Annotated in this window: 6 protein-coding genes; 5 read left to right on the top strand and 1 reads right to left on the bottom strand. The window is 35.7% G+C overall.

From position 1 onward, the window contains the following. The first annotated feature begins 549 nt into the window (after positions 1–549). The 5 genes from KMW28_RS22105 (at position 550) to KMW28_RS22085 (ending at position 11834) form a co-directional block, all read left to right on the top strand. Positions 550–6417, top strand: coding sequence for an Ig-like domain-containing protein (locus tag KMW28_RS22105; RefSeq protein ID WP_169662203.1), 5868 nt, complete (start codon positions 550–552; stop codon positions 6415–6417). 175 nt (positions 6418–6592) lie between these two features. Beyond that, positions 6593–7528 carry a PP2C family protein-serine/threonine phosphatase gene (locus tag KMW28_RS22100; RefSeq protein WP_169662204.1) on the top strand — a complete coding sequence of 312 codons (936 nt, stop codon included), beginning with the start codon at positions 6593–6595 and terminating at the stop codon, positions 7526–7528. A gap of 18 nt (positions 7529–7546) precedes the next feature. Further along, positions 7547–7993 carry a hypothetical protein gene (locus KMW28_RS22095; protein WP_066216584.1) on the top strand — a complete coding sequence of 149 codons (447 nt, stop codon included), beginning with the start codon at positions 7547–7549 and terminating at the stop codon, positions 7991–7993. A 218-nt stretch (positions 7994–8211) separates the two neighbouring features. Next, complete coding sequence (locus KMW28_RS22090) at positions 8212–9615, top strand: sulfatase-like hydrolase/transferase (protein WP_169662205.1); 1404 nt, start codon at positions 8212–8214, stop codon at positions 9613–9615. Positions 9616–9626: 11 nt separating this feature from the next. Further along, the gene (locus KMW28_RS22085) at positions 9627–11834 is read left to right on the top strand and encodes a T9SS type A sorting domain-containing protein (protein WP_169662206.1); all 2208 of its coding nucleotides are present in this window, start codon (positions 9627–9629) and stop codon (positions 11832–11834) included. Positions 11835–11866: 32 nt separating this feature from the next. On the opposite strand, the gene KMW28_RS22080 is transcribed toward KMW28_RS22085, so the two are convergent. Then, positions 11867–13546, bottom strand: coding sequence for a tetratricopeptide repeat protein (locus KMW28_RS22080; protein WP_169662207.1), 1680 nt, complete (start codon positions 13544–13546; stop codon positions 11867–11869). Positions 13547–13746: the final 200 nt, after the last annotated feature.

Raw genomic sequence — 13746 nt, 5'->3', positions numbered from 1 at the left:
CTGTAAATATTTTAATTCATAAGAACACCTTAAAGTACAGTATCTGTTAGAAGAACCAATTTATGATGTTCATGTCATATAGTCTTAAACGTCTCTTATAAGGGCTTTTTTGATAGGTAAGTCTAGTAGTTAAATATCAACTTGTCAGCATGTTTAGATTTTTTGCCTAGTAAAAATCAGCTTAAAAATAGCTATACAGTTTTTGTCTAGTCGGATTTATTGAGTCGTTAAGTATTATTTAGAAAATTGAATACGTATTAAATACACTTGTAGTTTTCAAAAATGAAACGTTTTCGAAACCCCAAAACTACAAGTGTTATTTAATGACATAAAATAAGGCGACCGAAATAGATGTATAATACTTAAAACATAACTGAATGAATAGATAAACTAGAAACAGTTCGTAATAGAATTACAAACGAAAAAACAGTGATAGTAAGTACTATTGCTCCAACTATGAAACTTCTCGTCCAACTTTATTTTTCTACTTTATATCAGCAACTATTGGAGAGAACTTTTGAAATGTTAATTATTACTTTTTAATATAAGATGAACTATTTTACTAAGCTAAGCAGAAGGGTTTTTACACTTTTACTGCTTCTGACTTGTGGAGTAATAACTCAAGCACAAGACGTTAACGTGGATGTTAACGTGAACTTTAAACACTCAGTGAATGGCGCTTCCGAATTTAACAGAGAAGATTATATGACCATACACGGCACTGCTTTTGAAACAGATTGGGATGGAGAGGAAGATAAGTTAGACTATTTATTAAACGACCTTGATACTTATTTTGGTCGTGATAATGGATCGGCTACTTGGAAATTCTCTGCCACAGAAGAAGACCCAAATCGACCTAATAGGCCTTCAATTGATCATATGAAATCATTGGGTGGTTGGTTAAAAGGTGAGTATGAAAAAGACTTTAATACTCACCAGTACGAAAAGAGATCAAAAGAAATGATCTTAGGTACCAACCCTCACCCTACCTATCCAACTTTAAGCTGGAATGGAGATGGTAATACTTGGACAGGTTGGCAACCGTATGATGTAGATGTTTCTGCTGAGTGGGTGGTGAATTACCTTGATTACTTCTTCCGTAAAGCAGACGGCGAGCCAGGTGAACCACTTCCTTACTACTGGGAAGTGATTAACGAGCCGGACATGCCAATGATGACAGGTCACATGACTTGTACTTCTCAAGAAAAAATTTGGGAATACCATAACTTAGTTGCTTTAGGTATTAGAGAGCGTTTTGGAGCGAATAATCCAAACCGTCCTAAAGTAGGTGGTATGACTTGGGGTCTTCATGACTTTCACTTAAGAGATGGTATTTCTCGTTATGATGAAAACTATCTTGATCAATGGTTAGAAGGAGACGGTTACGATATCTATCATAACATGATGGATTCTGAAGCGAATAATTATAGAGATGAGCCATGGTACCAATGGGATATCATGTGGCAAGGATTTATCGATGCTTGTGGTGAAAACATGGACTTTTATTCCATCCATATTTACGATTGGCCAGGTTGGGCAATTAATGGAAACGACCTTCCTTCTGCAACAAGAGCAGGTGGTCATACTGAGGCTATGTTAGATATTTTGGAATGGTACGACCTTTACAAAACAGGTACTAGAAAAGAGATGATCGTTTCAGAATTTGGTGCTGTAAATGGTACTTATAACCAAAACAACAGACCAGGTGCTTTCGATCAAAAAAGAATCGACTGGGAATGTTTAAAGCCATTCAACTCTATGTTTATGCAGTTCTTGGAGCGCCCAGATTACATTACGAAATCAATGCCTTTTACACCAGTAAAAGCAGTTTGGGGTGATGTTCCAGATCAAAATTTACGTTACCCATATGCTATGATGCACCCTGATGCGAATGGTAATTGGGAATGGTCTGAGTATATCAAATTCTTCGAATTATGGTCGAACGTTAAAGGAACAAGAGTGGAGACAAAAGCTTCGAATCCAGACGTTCAAGTAAATGCTTATGCTAACGGTAATACACTGTATGTGATCTTAAATAACCTTGAGAATAATGAGAAAAACATCAACCTTTCTATGTATGAAGAGTTTGGTAACCCTATCCAAAAAGTAATGATCAAGAACTTATATCTTGATATGAACAAAGGTACTTCAGGTCAGCCAGCATTAGATGAAATTGAATTGAATACAGCTCCAGGTTCAGTAAAATTATTGAACGATGCGACGATGATTCTGGAATATACTTTTGCTAATCCTGTCAATTTGAGCGAAACTCTTGAAGAGCGTAAATTCATGGGCGAAAAAATTGGTTCAGGTACTCATCCATTTGGATCGGAGTTAATTCACATGACAGGTACAACTATGTCTACGCAAGTAAACAATGTAGTTGTACCGTCTGAAAACTATGAAGCTACACTAAGAATTGCAGGTGCTTTCTTTAAAGCACACATGGGGTCTATCGAGATCAAGTTAAATGGAACTGTAATTCCTCATGATGGTAACTGGAGAGGTACTGATAATGACCTAAGAAATCAATGGTTAGGGGTATTAGAAGTAGAAATTCCTGCAGGATTACTTCAAGCAAACAATACTATTGAGTGTAAATCAAATGCTCCTTCGGATTGGGCAACTGCTCAAATTCAAGTATTCGATTTCTCTAAAGCACCGGGTCGTAGTGCAGAAAGCACTGTTGCTCTTACAGGTTTATCAGTAGATGGTTCTTCTGAATTAATGCAAGGTAAATCGGAATCTTTAGTGGCTTCTTTTGTTCCAGAAGACGCAACAAATAAAGCTTTAACATGGTCATCAAGCAATGCTTCTGTAGCTACAGTAGACGAATTTGGTGTAGTTACTGCGGTAGCATCATCTGGTACTGCAACAATTACAGCAACTGCTGCAGATGGAGGAATTACAGCAACTCATTCAATCACAGCAATTGCATTTGCAAACACTCCTGTTGCTTCAATAACGTTTGAAGAAGGGGCAACTTTAGATGTTGATTTCTATGTAACTACCCCTCTAAATGTAACTATCTTACCAGAAGATGCTACAGACCAAGAAATTGTTTGGACAAGTTCTAATCCTGAGGTTGTTTCAGTAGATCCGAACACAGGAAAGATTCAAGGTTTAGTGATTGGAGGTACTGCAACAATTACTGCAACAGTTGATGGTCAATCGGCTTCAATTGATGTAAACGTTGGTATTGTAGGTGATGAGGTGATCTACTGTGATGCTTTACCGCAAGAGGTGACAGGTAACACTACTTACAATTTTGATGTATTCGTCAATTTATTAGGTACAAGAGAGGTAAAAGTTGAAATCTTAGATGGATCAACTGTATTGGGTAGCGGTTCAACTGAAGCAGAAGTATTAGGTAAAGAGCAATTGATGGTGGAAGTGACATTAGCTGAAGTTCCAGCTATTGGTGAATATACTATTAAAGTAACTGCTTTAGAAGGTGCGTCTGTAATTACAGAATGTTCTTCTACAATCTCAATTCTAGATAGAATCCGACCGGAAAGTATCAGCATCTTAGATTGGTTGAGAGAAGTAGCTGTAGGAGAAACAGTTCCAGTAACGGCAGAAGTAATGCCTGCAGACGCATATGATAAATCTGTAAACTGGACATCTTCAAACGAAGCAGTAGCTAGAGTAGATGCAAATGGTGTGGTAACGGGTGTATCAGTGGGTTCTTCTGTAATTAGAGGTACTCTAAACGATGGCGGTTTATTCGAAGAGGTAACTATTGAAGTGAAAAGTGCTGTCGTTGTTGAGCCAACAGCGATCATCATTCCTGAAGAGATTACGATCTTCCCGAACGGATCATTCCAAGTAGAGCCTATCTTCGTGCCAGAATGGACAACAGAGAAATCATTACAATGGTCATTTGATGATAATATTGCATCGGTAGATCCAAATGGTAAGATTACAGCCACTGCCAATCAAGGTACCTTGAACTTAACAGTTACTTCGGCTTCTAGCCCTCAAATCTCAGCAATGAGTGCGGTAACCGTTGGTACTACTTTAAGAATTGAAGCAGAAACTTTTACTGCTATGGGTGGTGCTGTTGGCGATATCGGAATTTACGATAACGCAGGTGCTTCAAAAGGAAAAGCAATCAATAACGTTCAGCAAGGTGATTTTGTTGAATACGAAGTATATATTCCTCAAGGAGGTGATTATGAAATCACGTTTGCAGCTGGTACTGAAGTAGAAGATGGCGTTGTAGAAATGTTCGTTAATGCAGCAAGCGTAGGTAGCAAAAAAGTACCTACAGGTGCATGGGATAATTTTGTTCCTGTAAAGTTAGATCAAGCGGTTACTTTACCTCAAGGTGTAGTAAAAATTGGTTTAATGGGTAACGGTACATCTCCTTGGCAATGGAACTTGGATTACTTCGACATGGCATTTACTGGTGAGATTCCTGATTGTAGTGGAACAATTACAGGTGTTGAAATTGTTGCTGCCGAATCGGAAGTAATGGAAGGTAGAACCATACAGCTATCTGATAATCAATTGCCAGCAACTGCTTGTAAGGAAGTGGCATCGTGGTCATCAAGTAATTCTAGTGTAGCAACTGTAGATTCTAATGGTAAAGTAACAGGTGTAAGTCTTGGTACGGCAACGATTACTGTTCAAACAGGATCTCAAACAGCGACTATCGAAATTACAGTGATCGAAAGAGTGCCAATCTATGTAACAGGGGTTACTTTAACAACAACTGCTATTGCATTGGATATTCATCAGATGAAAGGATTGGAAGCGAATGTGGCTCCAGCAAATGCAGATAACTTAAATGTTACTTGGTCGTCTGATAATGAGGGTGTGGCTACTGTAGATGCAAACGGTGTAGTTACAGGTGTGGCTGAAGGTACTGCAACAATTACTGTTACTACCGTAGATCAAAGTAAGACAGCAACTGCTACAGTTACGGTATCAGGAAATGAATATGTGCCTGCTACTGAAATTGTCATCGAAGCAGAAACTATGGAAAATACAGGTGGAGAAGTTGATGATAGTGTATGGGGTGGACCTGGAAATGGTTTCGGAGTTAATAATGATGTTGGCATCAATTGGGGTAATAACGGAGACTGGGCAGAATATACTGTAGAAGGTAATGGTGAGTATGAAATCACGTATTACATCTCCACTCCAAACGATGCAGGAATTGCTATAGAATTTGTTCTTGATGGTAATTCTGTAGGTGAAGACGCTGTGCCAGTTACTGGCGGATGGGAAAATTACCAACCGTTAAAATCTGCTCATACTGTGACTTTATCAGGTACGCATACAGTAAGATTAGTAGCTTCAGGTACTGATCCTTGGCAATGGAACTTGGATAAGTTTGTACTTACTCCAATTGAAAACACTACTCCTGAAGTAATCGATGTAACAGGCGTATCGTTAAACTCGAATTCTGCAGATTTAACTGTGGGTGAAACATTACAACTATCTGCTGATGTTGCTCCAGCAAATGCATCAGATAAGACAGTGTCTTGGATGACGGATAACGCAAATGTTGCTACAGTAAATGCTAACGGTTTGGTGTCTGCTGTAGGAAGCGGTGTGGCTACAATTACGGTAACGACGAATGATGGATCGTTTACAGCAACTGCTCAAATCAATGTAGCTGATGATGTTTCTTGTGTAGCACCAACAGCAATCACAATTGATACAAAACCAACGAAGGTGGATAAAGGAAACTGTGTGCAGTTAACGGCAACAGTTGGTCCTGAGAATCATTGTACAGTTGGTGTGGTTTGGAAAACTTCAGACGCATCTATTGCAACAGTAGATACTTACGGTAACCTTTGTGGTGTAGCAGAAGGTACTGTAACAATTACTGCAGAAACTGCTGAAGGAGGATTATCAGATAGCTTCGAGGTAATGGTGAATGTTCCAGCAACAGGTATTACTATCGAAAATGGTAACGTGACCTTAAAAGTGGGTGAAACGCTTCAATTATCAGCAGTAACAACTCCTGTTGACGCTTCAGTTCTAAACTTAGTTTGGACTTCATCAGACGAAAATGTAATTACTATCGATGCTGAAGGTGAATTAACTGCAATAGCAGAAGGTGTAGCAACAGTTACTGTAACCTCTGAAGTAGGTAACTTAACAGCTTCTGTAGAAGTAACTGTTGAAGCTGAAAACTCAGAAGAACCTACAAGTATCGATGATGTGACAGTTGCTCCAACAGTATATCCAATGCCTGCTTCAGATGTGGTGTATATCAAAGGTTTAGCAAATGGAAACTACAGCATCACATTGTATACTTTGGAAGGCAAGCAAATGCTTTCGTCTTCTGAAGCAGTTAATGGTGTATATGAATTAGGTGTATCGGGTGTTCCATCAGGTGTTTATTTCTTAAATATCAAAGGAAATTCGGTTGATCATAAAATCAAGATTGTTGTTAAATAATCCACTGTGATATAACATCAATTAAAGTTGATATTCCAGAAGGCTGTCTCTGTACATGGAGGCAGCCTTCTTTTTTATTCCTCTCAAAATGAATGATTTATTATTGTATTGTAAATATTTGTTTAAACAATTTGATTGTTAGAGAGTTTTCCAATGGTAAGCAAAACATAACACCATGAATATTAACTCTACAATAACTACTACCGAAAAACAACAATTCTTAAATCAGATTAAAGTTCTTGAAGAACGGAATGCCGCCCAGCAACAAATGATGGAGATGACGGTGAACTATCTGAACGATGCCAACAAAGAACTTGAAAAGAAGAAGCAGGAAGTGGAACAAGTGAACGAGAAAATGTATCAAAGTATCCGCTATGCGAAAAGTATTCAGTCAAAAATGCTTTTACCGGATCATCAAATAAAAGATATATTTGATTCACACTTCATCTTTTATCAGCCAAAAGATATTGTAAGTGGCGATTTTTATTGGTTTTATGAGAGCACTACCTACAAATATTTTGCTGTAATTGATTGTACAGGTCATGGTGTTCCGGGTGCATTTATGACTGTAATTATCAATTCGATATTAAATGATATTGTAAGAGAGTTTACTGGCTTGTTGCCTCATCAAATACTTATAAATCTTGATGAACGATTATTTGATTATCTAAATAAAGACAGTTCTTCAAAAAAGAATGCAGATGGATTGGATATATCCCTTTGCTCTATCAATATGAAGACGAATAAGCTGCACTATTGTTCTACTCATCAGAAAATCTATCATTATAAAAATGTAGAACAGGAGGTGGTAGAATTAAGAGGGGAGAACTATTCTATTGGTCAAAAAACAACGAGGGTATTTAAACTCACCTCTTCAGAATTAGAATACCAACAAAATGATATGATATACTTGAGTTCAGATGGATATTTAGATCAGTTTGGAGGCAAGGAAAATCAGAAGTTCAAACGAAAAAACTTCAAAGCATTATTGAGCAAAATAGCTGCTTTCCCTATAGATAACCAATCTAAGGTACTGGAAAAAGTATTGGAAAAATGGAAAGGCGGACGACAACAAATAGATGATATCCTTGTGATGGGAATCCAACTTTAACATCAAACACACAACCATATGTTACTTACAGAAACAACTACTGATAAGCACACAGAAGTGCTTTATAAAGATGATTATACCAAAGTGACTTACCTTCCTAAGAAGAAAGTCCTTATCTGCGAAGCATTAATTGATTATATCCCAATTGATGATTTCAAAAAGGTTTTTCAATTTATCACAAGGGCTTATCCTAAATTGAAAGTGAAGAAATTTATCTTCGATAAGCAATCGCTACGTATTTTTCATCAGCCTTCTATGGAGTGGTACTTTGTGAATTGGAAAACCTATATGTACAAAAAATTTGATTTGAGACACCATGTAAAGATTCTACCACAGAATCTACCATGGTTTGAAAATACGGTAAAGGCAGGGAGAAAAATGATTGAAGAAAAGTATCCCAACCTTCATTTTAATAAACTAAAAATTGAATATAAATCTAGCCTTGAGGAGGCGATTGAAGCTTAAAAGTAGGAAGACGAGAAGTTCTCTAAAGAAATTGAGAAAGTCTCGTCTTTTTTCTGAAGTGTAAAAGAATAAGTGATGTATTATGACAAAAAAAGGTGGTAAATGTGCATTCAATTGATCATTTAACTATTAATCTTTAGATTGATATTACATCATTCAAATTAAGCAAACATATATTAAATATAACACTTTTTTGATTACACTTTTAGCGAAATAAAATGAAATACATATTATTATTACTTTCCTTATTATGCTTAATTGGAAACTTAAATGCACAAACAAATTCAACTAAACCCAATATCATATTAATATTATCTGACGATGCAGGGTATGCTGATTTCGGATTTCAAGGCAGCAAGGTGATGAAAACACCGGCTTTGGATAAATTAGCTTCTCAGAGTATTGTTTGTCCGCAAGCCTATGTGGCAGGGGCTGTTTGTGGTCCTTCTAGAGCGGCTTTACTGACAGGGAAATACCAACAAAGATTTGGTTTCGAAGAGAACAATGTACCGGGTTACATGCAAAATTATCAGCTAGCTGATGACGATATGGGTTTGCCTTTGGATCAGAAAACGATAGGCAATTATATGCAGGAAATTGGATATAAAACAGGCATTATCGGGAAGTGGCATATGGGGAATACAGATCAATTCCATCCTTCTAAAAGAGGTTTCGATTTTTTCTATGGCTTTAGAGGAGGTGCTAGAAGTTACTGGCCTTTTGATGATAGTAACCCAAATCATAGAAAAGAAGATCGAATGGAAAGAGGGTTTAAACACTTTGAAGAACCAGAAGGCTACCTCACAGATGTGTTTGCAGAGGAAACTATTCAGTTTATAGATGCTTATCAAAAAGAACCTTTCTTCTTATTCTTATCATTTAATGCTGTGCATACGCCAATGCATGCAAAAGAGGAAGATTTGAATGAATTTCCTGAATTGGAAGGTAAACGTAAGCAATTAGCAGCCATGACATTCACCATGGATAAGGCTTGTCAAAGTATTTTTGATCATTTAAAAAAGAGTGGTTTAGATAAAAATACTATCATCATCTATACCAACGATAATGGAGGCCCTACCGATGCTAATGCTTCTGATAATTCACCTTTAAGCGGAACAAAAGCAAATCATTATGAAGGAGGGATTAGAGTACCTTTTGTTTTTCATATGCCTAACAATAAGAAATTTCCTGGCGAGTATCTTCCCTCAGTGAGTACTTTAGATCTTTTGCCTACATGTTACGCTTTAGGAGGTGGGGAAGTTGAAAATTTAGAAGGGATAGATGGTGTGAATCTTTTACCTTATTTCAAAGGAGATAAATCTGAGGTTCCACATCAAACACTCTATTGGAAAAAGGAAAATAGAGGAGCGATTAGAGATGGTAACTGGAAGTTTTTACGTTTTCCCGATCGTCCTGCAGAATTGTATGATTTATCATCTGACCTATCAGAAGTAAATAACTTAGCGGATCAATATCCTGAAAAAATTAAGGAGTACTATAAAATGCTTTTCGAATGGGAATTAACATTGGCTCGACCTCGTTGGCAATTACAAAGAAAGTACGAAGGGGCGGCAATGGAAAGGATCGATAAATACAAGAATAACAAAGTAAACAATAGATAAATAATCAGGTTATGTATAATAAAATAATTGTCTGTTTTTTACTTTTTGGGTTATTTTCTCTGACAGCAAATGCACAAGAAAATATAGACGTCTATTTCAATACACTTTATAAAGTAGACACATTTAATACGTTTGATAGAAGTAAGTATATCACAATCCACGAATCTTTATTTAATAATGATATTCGTAATCATCCGGAAGAAATGAATTATCTTTTCCATGAATTGGATGTTTCATTGGGACGAAATAATGGTGCCTTGGGTTGGTATATGAATCAGGCAACGGAAGACCCTACTCGAAAAGGTTTTGTAGACCCTGAGTATTTGATAAAGCAAGGGTATTATCAGAGTGTTTTAAACTTCGGTCAACAAGCCACCGATTTACATCAGTACGATAACTATGTAGACGAAATGATTGGTGGTCAGATACATCCATTTTGGCCAGGCCAGAAAACACAACCCTTCAAAAATCCTAATGAAGGTTGGTATATTGCTGGTCCACAGGCAGTAGGAGAGTACATGGGGAGATATTTAAACGAGTTTTATAGAGAGGAAAATGAGGAGCCAACAATGGGACAGAAACGTCCAAAGTATTTAGAAGTGCTTAACGAACCGCTATACGAACTTATTGATGGTGCAGATCATGACACTGTTGAGGTAATTGATGTATTCGATTTTCATAATGAGGTGGCTAAAGAGATAAAGAACTTTAATTCAGAGGTGAAAATTGGGGGTTATACAGCTGCATTTCCATTTTATGATCTTGATAATTTTAATCGTTGGAATGAAAGGATGAAGCTATTTTATGACCACTGTGGTGATGAAATGGATTTTATTTCTATTCATATCTATGATTTTAATAGACATCATCAGAATAATGGGGCTTCTTTCGAAGGTCCAGTCACGTTTTCTGGAGGTAGGTTAGAAGCTACATTCGATTTGATGAACTCCTATAGTCATTTTAAATACGGTCATGTAATTCCTATGTTAATATCGGAATATGGGGGCAGGGATCATGCGACAGAATGGAAAGAATGGACCAAAGAACGAGATTGGCATTTTATGAAATCGTTTAGTCCTCTGTTGATGCAGTTTATGCAACGACCTCATCAGATTTTAAAGAGCATACCTTTTGTATTATTAAAAGCTGAATGGGGGAGAACGCATGTTCCATATCCATGGAGATTAATGCGACAAGAAAAGGAATTATCCGGTGATAGTGAGGAGTGGGTATTTACAGAGATGATTAAATTTTATGAACTTTGGGCTGAAGTAAAAGGTAAACGTCTTGATGTACGTGGCGATTATTCGAATTTGATAAAAGATGCATATTTATATCAAAATGAAGCTTTTGTGATCATAAGTAATTTAACAAAGGAAGAACAATGGGTATACATCACTCCTAAAATGCTAGGTGATGATACTTTAAAGAATATAGAAGAAAAGCAATTGTTTTTTGATGGGACAACCCCACAACTAGAGACAAAATCTCACCTTATTCGAGAAGCGATACCAATAGCATTAAAAGAAGAAGCCACTGCCATCATCAAGTTATCTTTTGATAGAGAAATTCAACCTTCTGAAGAAACCAAAGAACATCAATATTATTCATCGAATTTGATTCAAGAAATTCATCAAAATCAGAAAGTTCAGTACTCTTTTGACCAAGTTGATCTATCCAATGAATATCAAGGGATCCTAAGAATAAGTTTAGGAAGAGGTTTAGAGCGTAATTCCCAACCTAAAGTGTGGGTAAACGACGAATTAATAGAGAATGTCTCTGAAGTTGTCGGTCAAACTCAACGATTAAGAGGACAAATATTTACCATGATCGAAGCGGTGATTCCTAAAGAATTACTTCAAACAAATAACAAAGTTGAAATAGCATTTGATGATGATGGGGGATATATTAGTAGTGTGATACTGAAGGTGTTGAATAGTACAACTCCTTTTGATTATCAGCCACCTACGGGAATTGATAATAGTGAGCTAAACGGCATCAAGATTTATCCCAATCCAGTAAGTGACCGTCTAGAAATTAAGTTAAACAATAAGGTAAAGTTACCTTGTCCTGTTAGTTTTATGGATATAAGTGGTCATATTTTGAAGGAGATGACTTTATATAAGCATCATTCTAATATTGATATATCAAATTTGCCTAAAGGGATTTACCTTTTGAATATCCATGGAAAGTATATAAAAAAGGTCTTGATAAATTAACTTATCAAGACCTTTTGTCTATTTAAAAAGCACTATCCAATAAGAGAAATAAACTCTTCAAGGTTATCTTGTCTAGATAAACCAAGCTTCTTTCTTAATCTATATCGAGTAGTATGTACTGATTCTGTGGATATTCCAAGTAATTTCGACATCCCTTTACTATCAAAGTTTAATTTGATTAATGCACATATTTTTTGGTCACCTTGAGTAAGGTTAGGGAAGCGTTGATTCAATTCTTGATAAAAGTTCTTATTTACTTCTACAAAACGAGCTTCGAACTCCTTCCAGTTGTTATTGGTGTTTAAGTTGATTTTCTTCGCCAATTTACCCAATTGATTGGCGTCAGGCTTTTTCTTTTGTTCCATCAGTTCCTTTTTAATTTCAGCTAAAGTTTCCTCATGCTGTATAATCTGAAGAACCGAAGAAGTAAGTTCTTTATTTTTGATCTCTAAAACCTCTTGAATCTTTTCCTCTTCTAATCTTTGTGTCTCAATAAAGATCATTTGTTTAGCTTTAAACTTATTCCTTAAATTTCGATAGACAAAGAACACGACTAATACCAATCCACCAATAGTCACATAGAAAATAATGTTTCTCAGGTAGTTGATCTTACTTTCTTGTTGTAAACGAGCTAACTCTTGTTTTTGAAGTAATTCTTTCTGCTGTTGCTGCTTCTTTCTGAATTGATCCTTAATCTCAAGGAATTTTTTGTTGCTTATTTGTCGGCTACCATATTGCTTTTCGTTTAAATCTTTAGAGATTTTCAGCATTTTGTACGCCTCCTTTAGTTTATTGTTCTTTTGAAGAACAAATGCATAAGCTTCATAAATTAGAGGTATCCTATCAGAGTGAGATTTATGTTTGATTCCGGCAAAAATGGCACTTTCATAATATTTTTCGCTCTTTTTATAATCATTAAGTTGCTTGTATACATTACCCAAGAAATAGTGATAAATCACAAGATAACTATGTTGTTTGGTAGTGAAGAAAGTATCTAGAGGTAATAATACCTTTAAAGCTTCCTCATATTCTTCTTCTCCATAAAGAATGTAACCATATTCTGCATTAATAAAGTTATTATTATCATCTACTAACTCTGGAGTGGTTTGTTTAACATGTTTACAACTATCTAAATAGTTTCTTGCCATATCGTATTCACCTTCTTTTCTTGCAGTGGTAGCAATGGCAAAGTAATTATCAATTAGAATAAATCGAGGTAATTCTTTATTAACCTTTAGAATAGTAATTGCTTTATTAAAGTAATCGTACGATAATTCGGTTCTTTCATAAAAACTATATAACCAACCCAGTCCATTATAGATGTTTACTCGAGATAGATCATCATTAAATTCATCTGCTATACCTAAAGCTTCCCAATAGCCATCATATGCATTTCCAAATTCTCCATTATGTGCATATAAATAGGCCAACCCCGTTAACGATTTAATCCATTGAAGACTGTCTTTACTTTTAATGGCTTCGGAAATGGAATACTGATAAAGTGAAGTAGCACTATCTGGAAAAACAAACTTAATTTTTTCAGCTTCTTCAAAGAGTTGCTGAGTACTTTTTATGCTTTTATTTTTTATTTTATTTGAAATTATTTCACTTTTTTCAGTTAAATTTTCATTTTCTAGGGGGGTATTTTTTGAAAAAAGTGGATTTTCTAAAAAAAATAAACAAGAAATAAAGAGAAAGATATGTCTAGTCATAATTCATTAAAATTCAATTTTTGTAAAAGTTAAGTCTCAGTAAAACAGACAGATAGGATTTCATTGTTCAGTATATATTAGTTGTCTTTTCTACACTTGATCGGTCTGTTCAGTAATAATCTAGTCAAATATATGTGATTTAAATTTAATTTTCACACATTTGTTAAGGGTTTCGCGAACACTTATTGTTCAAATTAAAG

The sequence above is a fragment of the Flammeovirga yaeyamensis genome (assembly GCF_018736045.1).
Lineage (GTDB): Bacteria > Bacteroidota > Bacteroidia > Cytophagales > Flammeovirgaceae > Flammeovirga > Flammeovirga yaeyamensis.
This window is presented reverse-complemented; position numbering and strand designations above follow the sequence as displayed.